This is a genomic window from Amycolatopsis acidicola (assembly GCF_007713735.2).
Lineage (GTDB): Bacteria > Actinomycetota > Actinomycetes > Mycobacteriales > Pseudonocardiaceae > Amycolatopsis_E > Amycolatopsis_E acidicola.
This window is the reverse complement of the sequence record NZ_VMNW02000007.1, coordinates 84805-99588: the sequence shown is the minus strand read 5'-3', so window position 1 is coordinate 99588 and position 14784 is coordinate 84805. Positions and strand designations below refer to the sequence as shown.

The following is a 14784-nucleotide window of genomic DNA, read 5'->3' as shown; positions in this document are numbered from 1 at the left end:
GAAGGAAATGACCCAGTCACTGGCGGGCGCGGTCGCGATCGTCACCGGCGCGAGCCGGGGCATCGGTGCCGTGATCGCGGCCCGGCTCGCGGCGGAAGGGGCCGCCGTGGTCGCGGCCGCGCGCTCCACGGCCGAGAAACCGGGCCGGCTGTCCGGCACGCTCGACGAGACCGTGGCAGCCATCAACGCGTCCGGGGGCAGGGCGATCGCCGTGCCGACCGACCTGGCCGACGCCGGGCAACGGGAAGCCCTCGTCGCGGAGGCGGAACGGGAGTTCGGGCGGGTCGATATCCTCGTGAACAACGCCGCGATCGCGTATTTCTCCCCGGCCGCGGAGTTCGACCTCGCCCGGGCGGAGCTGATGTTCGCCATCGGGGTGCACGCGCCGTTGCACCTGAGCCAGCTGGTGTTGCCGGGTATGCGCGCCCGCGGCTCCGGCCGGATCTGCAACCTCACCTCCGACGTGGCCCGCCACCCGCGGGTACCGCCGAGCCGGTGGGGCGCCAAGGGAACGACCACGCTCTACGGCATGTGCAAGGCCGCGTTGGAGCGCTTCAGTTCCGGGCTCGCGGCGGAGGTCCACAGCGACGGCGTGACGGTCAATGCGATCGGGCCGAGCAAGATCGTGCCCACGCCTGGCACGGTGTTCCACGGCGTGACCACCGAGGACAACCCCGACACGGAACGCCCCGAGGTGCTGGCCGAAGCCGTACTCCGGTTGTGCGGTAAGGAATCCGCGGGCGTCAGCGGCCGGGTGCTGCGCTCGCAGGACTTCCTCGGCGAGCGCGTGGAGGTGGGTACCGATGTCTGAGGTCTTCGGCGAGGTCGGCTGGCTGCGGGGGCTGCGGGTGGTCGAGGTGACCACCGGTGTCGCCGCCCCGTTGATCGGCCGGGTGCTGGCTGAGCTGGGCGCGGAGGTCGTGAAGGTCGAGTCGCGCGCGAAGATCGACGTGAACCGGGCTCGGCTGCCCCGGCCGGACGATCCCGAGGGCTTCCCCGCCGACGAAGCCTTCCAGCTGCTGCACGAAGCGAACGCGGACAAGAAGAGCGTCACCCTCAACCTCAAAACAGCCGAGGGCAAGGAGCTGTTCAGGAAACTGCTCTCCGACGCCGACCTCTTCATCGAGAACTTCGCGCCCGGCTGGCTGGAACGCCTCGGCATGCCGGTGGCCACGCTGCTCGAAGAGTTCCCCCGGCTGATCATCGTTTCGGCCAGCGGGTACGGGCAGACGGGCCCTTTGCGGACCCAGCGCGCGTATGCCCCGGTGATGACGTCACTGGCCGGTATCGAGGGGCTGATCGGGTATTCCGATGGCGAGGTCGTGGGCTGCTCGGCACTCGCGCTGGCCGATCTGAACTGCACGTTCAACGGCGTTTTCCTTGCGCTGGCCGCGCTTTACGGAAGGCGGAAGACCGGACGCGGCCAGCACGCCGACATCTCGCAGACCGAGGCCTGCGTGAGCCTGATCGGGGAGGCGTTCGTCGAACAGCAGCTCGATGGCGCGGTCCCGCGACCACGCGGGAACCAGGGCCCCGAGGACGAGCCGTGGTCGGTACTGCCGACCGCCGACGAGGACGAGTGGGTGGCCGCCGGGGCGGAGATCCCCGCGCCGGCGGAGCGGCCGGACCGCGAAACCTTGCTCGGCAGGCTTCGCGAGCGTGGCCTCGAATGCGCCCCCGTGCTCAGTCCCGCCGCGGTCGCCGCGGACGAGCGCTTCGCGGAGCGGGGCTTCCTTCAGCGCGTCGCGCATCCGCATCCGCTGATCGGCGAGCTGACGATCACGAGCGTGCCGTGGCAGCTCGACGGCGTGGTGCCCAAGGTTGGGGCCCCGGCCCCGTGTCTGGGCCAGGACAACGAGGAGGTCTTCGGGCGGTACCTGGGGGCCCGCGAATTCGGCGACTACGAGGCGAACGGGGTGTTCCACTGATGGGCGCGATGGTCGACGGCACGCTGACGATCGAGGTCGGCGGCAGCAGGGCGGCCGCCTTCGCCGCGAAACTCATGGCGGACGCGGGCGGCGATGTCGTCACGGTCGAGGACGAACGCCGACGGGACGCTCTGTCCCCGGCCGCGCGGCTCTACCTCGACGCGGGCAAGGATGTCGTCACCCACCAGGACGGGAGCGACGCGATCGTGGTGCAGGAGCTTCTGCCCTACGCGTCGTTGTTCGTGACCGACCTGCCCGCGAGTGAGCTGCGGGAACGCGGGCTCGACTGGGAAACGGTGCACGCACGGGCGCCGCGGATGTGTTACGTGCGGCTGCCCGCGGTCGGCTGGGCGGACGACGGGAACGCGGGCGAACTGGCGATGCAGGCGCTCAGCGGCCTGATGTACATGGTGGGCAGGCCCGATGCCGAACCGCTTTCGCTGCCCTACGGTCTCGGCTCGCTCCAATTAGGACTGCATGGAGCCGCCGCCGCGGCGGCAGCGCTCAACGTGGCTGCCGAGACGGGAGAAGGGCATCTGGCCGAGATCTCCGGCACCGAGGTGCTCGCCTCCTACGTCCGGATCTACGGGGCGGTCGCGACGTACTACCGGATCCCGCTGCGCCGGGACGGCAGGCGTGCACCGGGTTCCGGTGGCCGGTTCCCGTTCGGGCTCTTCCCGTGCAAGGACGGCTATGTGGCGATGATCTGCCGCAGCGCCCGGGAATGGGACAGCCTGCTGGAGATGATGGGGCAGCCGGACTGGTCCCGGCAGGAGCGCTACCGGGACCTGTACGCGATCGCGATCAGCTACCCCGACGAGGTCGATGAGCTGATCAGCCCGTGGCTGATGAGCCACACCCGCGACGAGCTGCTCGAACTCGCGCAGCGGTACACGGTGCCGGTCGCGCCCGTGCGCCTCGTCGACGAGGTGCTGGCCGACCCGCAGCTGAGCCGGCACCGCGACTTCTTCGATCACCTGACCACGACGGACGGCCGGGTGCTGCGGATCCCCGGCAGGCCGTGGGCCTCGGGATCCAGGGTGTTCGCCGAGCAGAACACCCGTGTCACGCAAGCGTTTTCCGGTAACCCGATCAGCAAGTGAGGCCGACGATGGCAGACGAACCCGTACTGGTGGAAAAAGACGGCGCGATCGGGCGGCTGGTGCTCAACCGCCCGGACAAGCGCAACGCGCTGACCTTCGACGACGCGGACTTCCTCGTCGAGCGGCTGCACGAGCTCGAGGACGACGACGACATCAAGGTCATCATCCTGAAAGGCCGCGGAAAGTCCTTCTGCGTCGGACACGACTTCGACGACGTCGTCGAGGTCTACGGGCTGAACAAACGCGACGCCGACGGCAGGCACGTCCGGATGAACCAGCGCACCCGGCTGAAGATCGACCGGCGGCTCGCCGAGGGCTACATGGCCTTCCAGTACGCGGCGAAGCCCGTGATCGCGCAGGTGCAGGGCTCGTGCGTCGGCTTCGGCATGTACCTCGCCGAACTGGTGGACCTCGTGGTCTGCGCGGACACCGTGAAGTTCAGCCACGCCGAACAGCGTCTCGGGTTCGCCGGGAACACCTGGCACCTCAACACCCTGCTGCTGCAGTACGGCCCGAAGAAGGTCCGCGAGATGCTGCTGTTCGGCTCGGAGTTCGCCGGGCCCGAGGCCGTGGAACTGGGACTGGCCAACATTTCCGTGCCCGAGGAGGAGCTGGAGAAGACCACCGAGGACTGGGCGCTCCGGGTGGCGCGGAACCCGAAGGACGCGCTCGTCACCGGCAAGGCGATCCACCAGATGGCGCTCGACTCCCTCGGCGCGACCCAGCAGTTCCAGCGCGGTTTCGTCGGGCACACCCTGGGCACCAACATGTCGCTGGAGAAGGACGAGTTCAACTTCTTCCGCACCCGTCGCGAGCAGGGCACCAAAGCCGCCTACCAGCAGCGTGACGCGCGGTTCCGGGAAGAAGCGGGTGCGGCCCATGCTGAGTGAACCGGAACGGACCGGCCCCGCCTGGGGCCGTGAGGTGGTCACCGAGGACGTCCAAGGGCGGCCCTCGCCGGTGTACCGGGACCGGCGGCGTTCGGTCGCCGAGCTGCTGCTCGACGGCCGTCGCTGGCCGGACCGCGTGCACCTGGTGCAGGACGGGCACCGGCTGACCTTCGCCCAGCACGAACAGGCCGTCATCCGGACCGCGCTGTGGTTGCGTGACCACGGGGTCGAGCGCGGCGACCGGGTGATGTTGTTGTGCCGCAACAGGCTCGAGCTCGGCATCACGTACTGGGCCGGCCATCTGCTCGGCGCGGTCGTGGTGCTCGGCAACGCCTGGTGGAGCGTGTCCGAGGCGGGCGGCCTCATCGAGGGCATCGCGCCCCGGCTGGTGATCGTCGACGACGAGGCCGCGGACAGGGTGCCGGAAGGCGTCGGTTCGGCCGACATCACCGGGGTCACGCCGTTACTCGACGGCGTGGACCCCGGGCCCTTCGCACTGCCCGAGGTCGCCGAGGACGATCCGGCCCTGGTCCTGTTCACGGCGGGCAGCACGGGCACGCCCAAGGGCACCGTGCTGTCCCAGCGGTCCGTGGTCAACAACATGCAGAACCTGCTCGGCACGGCGAAACGCCTGCCGCCCGAACTGCCCGGCGATCATCCCGGTTCGGTCAGCCTGATGACCGTCCCGCTGTTCCACCTCGCCGGGGTGCAGGTGCTGATGAGCCCGTTGCTGACCGGCGGGCGGCTGGTCTATCAGGCGGGCCGGTTCTCCCCGGCGGAGGTGCTGCGCCTGATCGAGCAGGAGCGGGTGCGGACCTGGGGCGCGGTACCCGCCATGGTGGTGCGCCTGATGGAACACGAGGATTTCGCGCGCCATGACGTCTCCAGCCTCCGCTCGATCGGACTCGGTGGCTCCGCGTCCCCGCCGGGGTTCACCGAGCGGGTCCGGCGTGCCTTCCCGAACCTCAAGGGCGGCGGGGCGGGTTCGCTCTACGGCATGACCGAAACCGGCGGGCTGCTCGCGATGGGTTCGGCGAAGGAACTGCGGGAGCGGCCCGGCGCGGTCGGGAAACTGCTGCCGGTGGCGCGGATCAGGATCGTCGATCCGGACGAGCAAGGTGCCGGTGAGATCCTGGCGCGCAGTCCCGGCCTGATGAGCGGGTTCCTGCCCGAGGCGCCTTCGCCGGTCGACGAGGACGGCTGGCTGCACACCGGTGACCGCGGCTGGGTCGACGAGGACGGCTATCTGTACTTGTCGGGGCGCAGCAAGGAAATCATCATCCGGGGCGGCGAGAACATCGCCTGCGCCCGGGTCGAGGAAGCCTTGACGACCTTGCCGGACGTGGTCGAGGCGGCCGCGCTGCCCTTGCCCCACGCGGAACTCGGGGAACAGGTCGGCGCCGTCGTCGTGCTGCGCAAGGGATCCACGGCCACGGCCGGGGACCTGCGAGCCCAGGTGACCGGCGAACTCGCGCGGTTCCAGGTGCCGACGCGCTGGTGGCTGCGGTCCGAGCTGCTGCCGACCAGCCCGCAGGGCAAGGTGCTGCGGGCCCAGCTGCTCCGGGAATGGACCGGATCCGGGGGAGTGGACCGGGACGAGACCACGACCGCCGGGGTACCGGGATGATCAGCGCGAAACTGCTCGACCAGCGCAGTGTCATCGTCACCGGCGCGGGACAGGGCCTCGGGCAGGCGATCGCCGAGGTGTTCGCCGGGCATGGGGCGCGCGTCGCGGTCGCGGATCTCAACGCCGTGGCCGCCGCGAGCGTCGCGGCACGGATCGAGGATCGTGGCGGCACCGCGATGTGCGTCGAGGCCGACGTCCGCGACCCGGCGAGCGCGGAGCACCTCGTGCGGGCGTGCCAGGACGCGTACGGCTCGGTGGACGTCCTCGTGAACAACGCGAGCGTGATCAAACCGTCGACCCTGCGGAAGATGACCGTCGAGGTCTGGGACGAGGTGCTCGACGTCCACCTCAAGGGATCGTGGCTGATGATGCGGGAAGCCTCGAAAGCCATGCGCGGGCAGGGGAGCGGCACGATCGTGAACATCTCGTCGATCGTCGCCAAGACCGGAGGGATCGCGCAGGGGCACTACGCCGCGGCGAAGGCGGCCATCGTCGGGCTGACGAAGACGGCCGCGAAGGAGTGGGCGCCGTTCGGCGTCCGGGTGAACACGGTGCAGCCTGGCCTGTTCGGTACGCCCGGCGCCAGGGCGATGGCGGAGGGGGCATGGCAGGCGCGGATCCAGGACACCCCGCTGGGCCGCGCCGGGGAGCCGCACGAACTGGCGAACGCGGTGCTGTTCCTGGCCTGCGACATGTCGTCGTTCGTGACCGGGGCGGTGCTGGAGGTCACCGGGGGACGTGACATGTGAACGCCGGCGTCAGGCGGCTTCCTCGGCGTCCGCGACGGTTTCCCAGTAGCGCACGGCACGTTCGCGCCACTGGTCGTACTGCTTGTGGAAAAGCCTGGCCGCCTGCTCGCCGCTCCAGCGGGCGGGCAGCAGGTCGCGCGGCAGCCCGGGGTCGAGGAACGGGAACCGGCGCCATTCGTGCACGAGCCGGACGAGCGCGTCGAAGGTGGCGTCGCCGGCGCGGGGCTTCAGGCCGGTGAACTCGTCGATGAACGCCTCGTAGTTCGCCTCGAGCCCGGTGAGATCCCACGCTTTCGCGACCATGTCCACCTCGTCGCTGACGTCACCGTGCGCCGCGACGAACGACATCGCCTGCCCGCCGTCCTTGAGCTCGGCGATGATCTTTTCCGCCTCCGGCGGCGGCGTGGTGTCCGGGCTGACCCACACCCCGGGCGTCGGCGAGCCGAAACCCGCCCAGGACAGCTGGCTCTTCACGCGGTGCCGGAGATCGCGCTGGGAGTCCGGGATGGACACGAGCAGGATCAGCCACCGCCGGTCCCAGTCCTGCTGCGCCCGGCCGAAGCCGTAGATCCGTTCCGCCCCTTCGGTCAGGAGCCTGCGCCCGGGAGCGGTCAGCTGCCAGCGCACCCGCCGCCCGGCCCGCTCCGACACGATCCACCCTTCACTGGCGGCGCGGGTCAGGGCCTGGCGCGCGGCCTTCTCCTCGATCCCGAAGCGCGCCAGCATGTGCACGAAGGTCGAGGTCCAGACCGGTTCGCCGCGCGGCAGCACGAACTCGCCGAGCATCGTCACCAGCAGCGACCTCGCACTCGCATGCGAAACCTCGCGCCGCCGGGACACGCGGGGCCTGTTCCCGCCCTCTGCCATCACTTATCACCACCTCGGTCCTGGACAACATTACCGTCATGGTGACGTGCGCCGAGGTGGCCCGGCGGCGTGGCGGAGGCGCTGCCTCAGGGGGCCACCGTTCGGCGCTCGATGCGCGGACGGCGCCGAAGCGGAGTGTTTCTTCCTCGAAACCCTGGTGCGGCACGAACGCGGTGTGGTCAATGACCGCGAGGCCGTCGTCCCGGACGTGTGCTGGAGCTGGGTCACGTCCTCCGGCGTGATGGCGCAGTCCACCGTCCGCGGGTCTCCCTGGGCTGGGGAAATCGTCCCGTTCCTGCCCGGCGCACACGCCCGCGGTGGGGAACCCGGCGCGAACGCGGTCGGCGCGGCACGCGCGACGCCTGCGCCGTGCCGGGGGTGTCGCTCCTCTGTCCGTTATGGACCGAACACCTCGCCGATACCTCCGTTTCGTCATGCCTGGCGAGCACGCGCTCGGCGAGGACACGTCTTGTGTGGGTTGCGTCTCCAACGCTAACATTCTACTAAATATTGACGATCCAAATAAAACTTGTAGATTGTCGGTAACGAAGGAGGGCCCATGACAGTCATCGCGGACAGGGAAACGAGGGCGGACGCCCCGGCCGGGCCGGAGGTCTCCTTCGACGCGCACCCGGACACCTACCGGCACTGGAGACTGCGCGTCGAGGGCGAGATCGCCTGGCTGGTGCTGGACGTCGACGAGAACGGTGGCCTGGTTCCGGGCTACGAGCTGAAGCTCAACTCCTACGACCTCGGCGTGGACATCGAGCTCTACGACGCGACCCAGCGGCTGCGGTTCGAGCATCCCGGGGTCAGGACCGTCGTGGTGACCAGCGGCAAGGACAAGGTCTTTTGCGCCGGTGCGAACATCCGGATGCTGGCCGGGTCGGCGCACTCGTGGAAGGTGAACTTCTGCAAGTTCACGAACGAGACGCGCAACGGGATGGAGGACACCACCCTCCACTCCGGACAGACGTATCTGGCCGCGGTGAACGGCGCCTGCGCGGGTGGTGGGTACGAGCTGGCGCTGGCGGCGGACCACATCATCCTGGTGGACGACAACTCCTCCGCTGTTTCGCTGCCGGAGGTGCCGTTGCTGGGTGTGCTGCCGGGCACTGGCGGGCTGACCAGGGTGGTCGACAAGCGCGGGGTGCGCAAGGATCTCGCCGACGTGTTCGCCACGCGTTCGGATGGCGTGCGCGGCAAGACGGCCGTGGACTGGGGCCTGGTGGACGAGATCGTGCCGCCCCGTCAGTTCGACGACGCGGTCCGGCGGCGGGCCGCCGAACTCGCGCTCAGGTCGAACCGGCCCGCGGATGCCCAGGGTGTGGAGCTGGTCCCGCTCGACCGCGAGGTCACTGCGGACGGTATCCGTTACGAGTACGTGTCCGCCGAGTTCGATCGCGCGAATTCCGTGGTCGCGGTGACCGTGCGGGTCCCGCGCGAGTCCGCTCCGTCCACATTGGATGGTGTCGGCGCCCGGTTCTGGCCGCTTCAGGTCACCCGCGAGCTGGACGACCTGATCCTGCGGCTGCGTGCCAACGAAACGGAACTGGGCACGTGGGTGCTGCGCACCGAAGGCGACCCGGACGTGGTCGACGGCTACGAGCGGCTGCTGCTGGCCCATGCCGGGAGCCACTGGCTGGCCAACGAAATCGTGCAGTACTTCAAGCGCACGCTCAAGCGGCTCGACGTGACCAGCCGCAGTCTGATCGCGCTGATCGAGCCGGGTAGCTGCTTCACCGGCATGCTGACCGAGCTGGCCCTGGCCTGCGACCGGCAGTACATTCTCGACGGCCCTCCGATCGACGATGAGGACTCCGAGGAGCGCGCGGCGATCCGCCTGACCGAAGCCAACTTCGGCGCCTTCCCGATGGGCAACGGGCTGTCGCGGCTGGAGTCGCGGTTCTACGGCCACGCCGAGCATCTGGACTGGTTGCGCGGCAAGGAAACCGGCCGGCCGATCACCCCGCTCGAAGCCAAGGAGCTGGGGCTGGTGACCGACGCCCCGGACGACATCGACTGGGAAGACGAGGTCCGCATCGTGGTCGAGAGCCGGGCGGCGCTGTCCCCGGACGCGTGCACGGGGATGGAGGCGAACCACCGGTTCGTCGGCCCGGAAACCGTCGAGACCAAGGTGTTCGGCCGGCTCTCCGCCTGGCAGAACTGGATCTTCATCCGGCCCAACGCCTCCGGCGCCGAGGGCGCGCTGCGCCGCTACGGCACCGGGACGAAAGCGATCTTCGACAGGAAGCGGGTGTGAGCCGTGACGACATCCATCAACTACGAGGACAAGATCCCCAACAACGTCGACCTGTCCTCGGACCGGCGGCTGCAGCGGGCCTTGGAGGGCTGGCAGCCGAAGTTCCTGAACTGGTGGGGTGAGATGGGGCCCGCCCTGGAGAACCAGGGTGTGTACCTGCGCACGGCGGTGAGCGTCGGCCGGGAGGGCTGGGCGCATTTCGACCACGTCGCCCTGGAGCAGTACCGGTGGGGCATCTTCCTGTCCGAGCCGCGGCAGGACCGGCGGATCGCGTTCGGGGAGAACCGGGGCGCGCCGGCGTGGCAGCAGGTGCCGGGGGAGTACCGGGCGGATCTGCAGCGGCTGATCGTGGTGCAGGGCGACACCGAGCCGGCTTCGGTGGAGCAGCAACGGTTGCTCGGCCTGACCGCCCCGTCGCTGTATGACCTGCGCAACCTGTTCCAGGTCAATGTCGAAGAGGGCCGGCACCTGTGGGCGATGGTGTACCTGCTGCACGCCTACTTCGGCCGCGAAGGGCGTGAAGAGGCGGAAGCCCTGCTGTTCCGCAACTCGGGCAGCCCGGACTCGCCCCGCATCCTCGGCGCGTTCAACGAGGAGACCGCGGACTGGCTGGCGTTCTACATGTTCACCTACTTCACCGACCGCGACGGGAAGTACCAGCTGGGCACGCTGAAGGAGTCGGCGTTCGACCCGCTCTCCCGCACGTGTGAGTTCATGCTCAAGGAAGAAGCGCACCACATGTTCGTCGGCACGACCGGTGTCGATCGGGTGGTGCAGCGTTCCGCCGACCTGATCCGCGAGCACGACACGATGGACATCGCGGCGCACGGCGGGATCCCGCTCGAGATCATCCAGCGCTACATCAACTTCCACTACAGCGTCTCGCTGGACCTGTTCGGCAGCGAGACCTCCACCAACGCCGCCAACTACTTCACCGCCGGGCTCAAGGGGCGCTGGCAGGAGGAACGGCGCACCGACGACCACAAGCTGACCGAGGACGCGATGTTCCTGGACAAGCCCGGTGCCGACGGCATCTGGACCCAGGAGGAGCTGTCCGCGCTGCTGCTGCTGAACCTGGATCTGCGCGGTGAATACAGCGCGGACTGCCAGAACGGCCTCAACCGCTGGAACAAGATCCTCTCCGACGCGGGGATCGACTTCCGGCTGTCGCTGCCGCATGTGGGGTTCAACCGCGAGGTCGGGGTGTACTCGGACTTCCACATCAGTCCACAAGGGACTGTGCTGGACGCCGCGACCTGGGAGCAGTGCCGCGCGAAGTGGCTGCCCACCAGCGAGGACTTCACGTTCGTGCGGTCGCTGATGTACCCGGTGTACGAGCGCGGCAGGATCGCCAGCTGGGTCGCGCCGCCGCGCCAGGGCATCAACGGCAAGCCCTTCGACTACGAGTACGTCTACCTCCCGTGAGGCGGCCGCGATGACTACTGCGAAGACCGTCGATCTGCTGATCGTCGGGGCAGGCCCGGCCGGGCTGTTCGCCGCCTACTACGCGGGGTTCCGCGGCCTGTCCGTGGCGGTGATGGATTCGCTGTCGGAACCGGGCGGGCAGGTCAACGCCCTGTACCCGGAGAAGGAGATCTTCGACATCGCGGGGTTCCCGGCCGTGCGCGGCCGGGAGCTCGTCGAACGGCTGCTGGCCCAGGCGGAGCCGTTCGGCCCGGAGTACCTGCTGGGCCACCGCGCGGACGCGCTCGAACGAGTGCCCGGGCCGGATGGCCGGGAGGAGTTCGTGGTGACCAGCCGCGAGGGCGTGACGGTCCGGGCAGGCGCGGTGCTGATCACCGGTGGCATCGGGAACTTCACGCCGCGGCCGCTGCCGGCGGCGCGGGTGTTCGAGGGCGAGGGGCTGGCGTATTTCGTGCGGCGGCTGGAGGACTACGCCGGGGCGGACGTGGTCATCGCGGGCGGGGGTGACAGCGCGTTCGACTGGGCGCACGCGCTGCACCCGGTCGCCAACTCCGTGACCTTGGTGCACCGCCGAGACACCTTCCGCGCCCATCCGGCCACCGTTTCGGCGGTCCAGGCGTCGGACGTGGAGATCATCACCAACGCCCAGATCAGCGCGGTGCACGGGACCGGGGCCATCGACGGCGTCGAGGTCAGCACCACCGGCGGCGCGGTGAAAACCCTGCCGTGCCAGAAGATCATCGCCGCGCTCGGGTTCACGGCGAACCTGGGCCCGCTGCTGGAGTGGGGGATCGAGGTCACCGGCCGCAGGCACATCGTGGTCGACCCGGCGATGCGCACCACGGTGCCCGGGATCTTCGCCGCGGGCGACATCACCGACTACCCGGGCAAGGTGCGGCTCATCGCGGTCGGTTTCGGCGAGGCCGCGACGGCGGTGAACAACGCGGCGCACCACCTCGACCCGGCGCAGCCCGTGTTCCCGGGACATTCCACCGACGCGCCGGCATCCGTTTGAGAAGTCCGAGGAGAACCTGTCATGCCCTACGTGATCGCGGAGCCGTGCATCGACGTGATGGACCGCTCCTGCATGGAGGAGTGCCCCGTCGACTGCATCTACGAAGGGGAACGCAAGCTCTACATCAACCCCCTGGAATGCATCGACTGCGGCAACTGCGAATCGGCCTGCCCAGTGCAGGCGATCAGCCAGGACCGCCGGGTCCCCGATGACCAAGAGCAGTTCGTCGAGGACAACCGTGCCTTCTTCGAGAAACCGCTCCCGGGCCGGGACGACGTGCTCGGCGCGCCCGGCGGTGCCGTGAACACCGGGCCCATCGGCGTGGACACCGACTTCATCGCCGGCTACGCGGCCAAGTCCGGAAAGGACAGTGAATGACCCGGATGCTGGAAAGCCATGTCCTCGGGCACTGGCGCGGCTTCGAGGGCGAAGGACGCCCACTGCCCGACGCCACCACAGGGGCCGAGGTGGCGCGGATTCCGTTGAGCGGCCCCGATTTCGGAGAGGTTCTCGGCTACGCCCGGCAGGTGGGCGGTCCGGCGCTGCGGGCGCTCGGCTTCCACCAGCGCGCGGCGATTCTCAAGGACCTCGGCAAGTTCCTGCGCGGGCACCTCGACGAGTTCCACGCCCTCTCGACCCGGACCGGCGCGACGAAACGGGACTCCACGGTCGATGTGGACGGTGGCATCGGAGTCCTGTTCGTCTACGGTGGCAAAGGGGCACGGGAGTTGCCCGAGCGCGGCTTGCTGGCCGACGGTGGGCCCGAGCAGGTGGGCAAGAACGGCACCTTCGCCGTCCAGCACGTGTACACGCCGCTGACGGGTGCCGCCGTCGAGATCAACGCGTTCAACTTCCCGGTGTGGGGCATGCTGGAGAAGTTCGCGCCCGCGTTCCTCGCCGGGGTTCCGTCGGTGGTCAAGCCCGCCAGCCAGACGGCCTACCTGACCGAGCTGGTGGTCCGCCGCATCGTGGAGTCGGGCCTGCTGCCCGAGGGAGCCTTGCAGCTGGTGTGCGCCCCGCCCGGGGATCTGGCGGACCACCTCACCGGCCAGGATCTGTTGTCGGTCACCGGTTCCGCCGCGACCGCGGCGGCGCTGCGCGCGCATCCGGTGGTAGCCGGGAACGCGGTCCGGTTCACCGCCGAGGCCGACTCGCTCAACTGCTCGGTCCTCGGCCCGGACGCACGCCCTGGCACGCCGGAGTTCGACCTCTACGTCGGGCAGCTGGTCACCGAGATGACCGTGAAGGCGGGCCAGAAGTGCACCGCGATCCGGCGCGCACTGGTCCCTCGGGCAGTGATCGAGGACGTCATCGGCGCCGTCACAGCGAAACTGGCGGAGATCCACGTCGGCGACCCGGCGGACGACAGTGTCCACATGGGACCGCTGGCGAGTCTGTCCCAGCGGGACGAGGTACGGCGGGCCCTCAAGACGCTCACCGGTGAAGCCCAGCTGGTGCACGGGAATCCCGACGCGTTCGGGCTTTCCGGGGCCAATGCCGAAAACGGGGGCTTCCTGCCGCCCCTGCTCCTGCGCGCCGACCCGGACGCGCGGGCACCGCACGCTGTCGAGGCGTTCGGCCCCGTCAGCACTGTGCTGCCCTACGACGGCCCGGCGCACGCGGTCGAACTGGCCGCACGCGGCGCGGGAAGCCTCGCGGGCAGCGTGGTCAGCCACGACGCGGCGTTCGTCAGCGCAGTCGGCGGCGGGCTGGCTCCCTGGCACGGCAGGCTTCTTCTGCTGAACCGCGACAACGCGGGCGAGTCCACCGGCCATGGTTCGCCCCTGCCGCATACGGTGCATGGTGGGCCGGGTCGCGCGGGCGGTGGTGAGGAACTCGGTGGCATCCGGGCCGTCCTGCACCACATGCAGCGTACGGCCCTTCAAGGTTCGCCGGAGGTACTGCGCGCGGTGGTTTCGCCGTGACCGCGCTGCCTGCCCGGAGCCTCGGCGCCGGTCTCACCGTGTCGGCGCTGGGGCTGGGCACCATAGGGCTTTCGCCTGGCGTGTATGGCGAAATCAGCGAGGATGAGGCCGTCCGCGCGATCCGCGGGGCCCTCGACGGCGGGGTCACGCTGATCGACACCGCCGACGCCTACGGTTCCCGCGGAGAAGGTGAACGCCTGGTCGGGCGGGCGATCGAAGGGCGTCGCGAAGAAGTCGTCCTGTCGACGAAATTCGGGTATGCCGGGCCGGACCAGGGCCGCCGGATCTCGGTCGGCTACCGGATGAAGCTCTTCGTCGACGGCAGCCCCGAGCACGTCGCGCGCGCCATCGACGCGAGCCTCGAGCGGCTCGGCGTGGACCGGATCGACCTGTGGTACCTGCACTTCCCGGATCCCGGGGTGGCGGTCGAGGAGACCGTGGGGGCCATGGCGGAGCAGGTCCGGGCGGGCAAGGTCGGCCACCTCGGGCTGTCCAATGTCACGGCAGACGAACTGAGGCGGGCGGCAGCGGTGCACCCGATAGCCGCCGTGCAGACCGAATATTCGTTGTGGCACCGCGATCCCGAGCGCGAGCTGATCCCGGCCTGCGACGAAACCGGGACCGGACTGGTCGCCTGGGGCCCGCTTGGCAGCGGATTCCTGGCCGACCGGCGTTTCCTCTCCGGCGAGATCAAGGAGATGCCCGGCAGGGACTTCCGTTCCCGCAACGCCCGTTTCTCGCCGGAGAACCTCGCCGCGAACGTGAGCGCCTTCGGTTCGATCCTGGACTTGGCCCGGCAGCACGGATACACGCCCGCGCAACTGGCGCTCGCGTGGCTGATGGCGAAGGGAGCGGTCCCGATCCCCGGCGCCGGGCGGCCGCAACACCTGGCGGAGAACCTGGCCGCGGGAGGCCTGTCGCTGTCACCGGAGTTGCTTGCGGAAGTGGACACCCGGTTCCCGGCCGCCGCCGGTGCGGCGTTCCGGGCTTGA

Annotated in this window: 13 protein-coding genes; 12 read left to right on the top strand and 1 reads right to left on the bottom strand. The window is 69.6% G+C overall.

Features of this window, described 5'->3' with window-relative positions:
• Positions 1-7 precede the first annotated feature (7 nt).
• Genes FPZ12_RS07595 through fabG form a run of 6 tightly spaced genes read left to right on the top strand, consistent with a single transcriptional unit; the run spans position 8 to position 6297 of the window.
• Positions 8-811: an SDR family NAD(P)-dependent oxidoreductase gene (locus FPZ12_RS07595; RefSeq protein WP_144752988.1), complete on the top strand. Its 804-nt coding sequence runs from the start codon at positions 8-10 to the stop codon at positions 809-811.
• Positions 804-1928 carry a CaiB/BaiF CoA transferase family protein gene (locus FPZ12_RS07590; protein ID WP_144752991.1) on the top strand — a complete coding sequence of 375 codons (1125 nt, stop codon included), beginning with the start codon at positions 804-806 and terminating at the stop codon, positions 1926-1928. The genes FPZ12_RS07595 and FPZ12_RS07590 overlap by 8 nt, the downstream gene beginning before the upstream one ends.
• Positions 1928-3031, top strand: coding sequence for a CoA transferase (locus tag FPZ12_RS07585; protein ID WP_144752993.1), 1104 nt, complete (start codon positions 1928-1930; stop codon positions 3029-3031). Before FPZ12_RS07590 ends, FPZ12_RS07585 begins: the two co-directional genes overlap by 1 nt.
• A gap of 8 nt (positions 3032-3039) precedes the next feature.
• A complete protein-coding gene (locus FPZ12_RS07580; protein ID WP_144752997.1) occupies positions 3040-3921 on the top strand; it encodes an enoyl-CoA hydratase/isomerase family protein in 882 nt (293 codons plus the stop codon).
• Positions 3911-5548 carry a class I adenylate-forming enzyme family protein gene (locus tag FPZ12_RS07575; protein WP_144752999.1) on the top strand — a complete coding sequence of 546 codons (1638 nt, stop codon included), beginning with the start codon at positions 3911-3913 and terminating at the stop codon, positions 5546-5548. Before FPZ12_RS07580 ends, FPZ12_RS07575 begins: the two co-directional genes overlap by 11 nt.
• Positions 5545-6297 carry a 3-oxoacyl-ACP reductase FabG gene (fabG, locus tag FPZ12_RS07570; RefSeq protein ID WP_144753002.1) on the top strand — a complete coding sequence of 251 codons (753 nt, stop codon included), beginning with the start codon at positions 5545-5547 and terminating at the stop codon, positions 6295-6297. The genes FPZ12_RS07575 and fabG overlap by 4 nt, the downstream gene beginning before the upstream one ends.
• Positions 6298-6306: 9 nt before the next feature.
• Here the strand turns inward: fabG and FPZ12_RS07565 are convergent, their stop codons facing one another.
• Positions 6307-7164 carry a PaaX family transcriptional regulator gene (locus FPZ12_RS07565; RefSeq protein ID WP_144753005.1) on the bottom strand — a complete coding sequence of 286 codons (858 nt, stop codon included), beginning with the start codon at positions 7162-7164 and terminating at the stop codon, positions 6307-6309.
• A gap of 559 nt (positions 7165-7723) precedes the next feature.
• On the opposite strand from FPZ12_RS07565, the gene boxC reads away from it, so the two are divergent.
• The 6 genes from boxC to FPZ12_RS07535 are packed head-to-tail and all read left to right on the top strand — an operon-like array spanning position 7724 to position 14784.
• On the top strand, positions 7724-9427 hold the full coding sequence (gene boxC / locus FPZ12_RS07560; RefSeq protein ID WP_144753007.1) for a 2,3-epoxybenzoyl-CoA dihydrolase: 1704 nt from the start codon (positions 7724-7726) through the stop codon (positions 9425-9427).
• Between the two features lie 3 nt (positions 9428-9430).
• A complete protein-coding gene (gene boxB / locus FPZ12_RS07555; RefSeq protein WP_150980215.1) occupies positions 9431-10852 on the top strand; it encodes a benzoyl-CoA 2,3-epoxidase subunit BoxB in 1422 nt (473 codons plus the stop codon).
• Positions 10853-10862: 10 nt separating this feature from the next.
• A complete protein-coding gene (locus FPZ12_RS07550) occupies positions 10863-11867 on the top strand; it encodes an NAD(P)/FAD-dependent oxidoreductase (protein WP_144747086.1) in 1005 nt (334 codons plus the stop codon).
• A 21-nt stretch (positions 11868-11888) separates the two neighbouring features.
• Positions 11889-12245: a ferredoxin gene (gene fdxA / locus FPZ12_RS07545; protein ID WP_144747085.1), complete on the top strand. Its 357-nt coding sequence runs from the start codon at positions 11889-11891 to the stop codon at positions 12243-12245.
• Entirely contained in the window at positions 12242-13792 is a 1551-nt protein-coding gene (gene paaZ, locus FPZ12_RS07540; RefSeq protein ID WP_341771208.1) for a phenylacetic acid degradation bifunctional protein PaaZ, read from the top strand. Before fdxA ends, paaZ begins: the two co-directional genes overlap by 4 nt.
• The gene (locus FPZ12_RS07535) at positions 13789-14784 is read left to right on the top strand and encodes an aldo/keto reductase (RefSeq protein ID WP_243769721.1); all 996 of its coding nucleotides are present in this window, start codon (positions 13789-13791) and stop codon (positions 14782-14784) included. Before paaZ ends, FPZ12_RS07535 begins: the two co-directional genes overlap by 4 nt.

Bases quoted from the DNA above. Each gene is read 5' to 3' on its own strand.
- FPZ12_RS07595 (WP_144752988.1), top strand. From the start codon at position 8: ATGACCCAGTCACTGGCGGGCGCGGTCGCGATCGTCACCGGCGCGAGC.
- FPZ12_RS07565 (WP_144753005.1), bottom strand. From the start codon at position 7,164: ATGGCAGAGGGCGGGAACAGGCCCCGCGTGTCCCGGCGGCGCGAGGTT.
- fabG (WP_144753002.1), top strand. From the start codon at position 5,545: ATGATCAGCGCGAAACTGCTCGACCAGCGCAGTGTCATCGTCACCGGC.
- FPZ12_RS07590 (WP_144752991.1), top strand. From the start codon at position 804: ATGTCTGAGGTCTTCGGCGAGGTCGGCTGGCTGCGGGGGCTGCGGGTG.
- FPZ12_RS07585 (WP_144752993.1), top strand. From the start codon at position 1,928: ATGGGCGCGATGGTCGACGGCACGCTGACGATCGAGGTCGGCGGCAGC.
- fdxA (WP_144747085.1), top strand. From the start codon at position 11,889: ATGCCCTACGTGATCGCGGAGCCGTGCATCGACGTGATGGACCGCTCC.
- FPZ12_RS07580 (WP_144752997.1), top strand. From the start codon at position 3,040: ATGGCAGACGAACCCGTACTGGTGGAAAAAGACGGCGCGATCGGGCGG.
- boxC (WP_144753007.1), top strand. From the start codon at position 7,724: ATGACAGTCATCGCGGACAGGGAAACGAGGGCGGACGCCCCGGCCGGG.
- FPZ12_RS07550 (WP_144747086.1), top strand. From the start codon at position 10,863: ATGACTACTGCGAAGACCGTCGATCTGCTGATCGTCGGGGCAGGCCCG.
- FPZ12_RS07575 (WP_144752999.1), top strand. From the start codon at position 3,911: ATGCTGAGTGAACCGGAACGGACCGGCCCCGCCTGGGGCCGTGAGGTG.
- paaZ (WP_341771208.1), top strand. From the start codon at position 12,242: ATGACCCGGATGCTGGAAAGCCATGTCCTCGGGCACTGGCGCGGCTTC.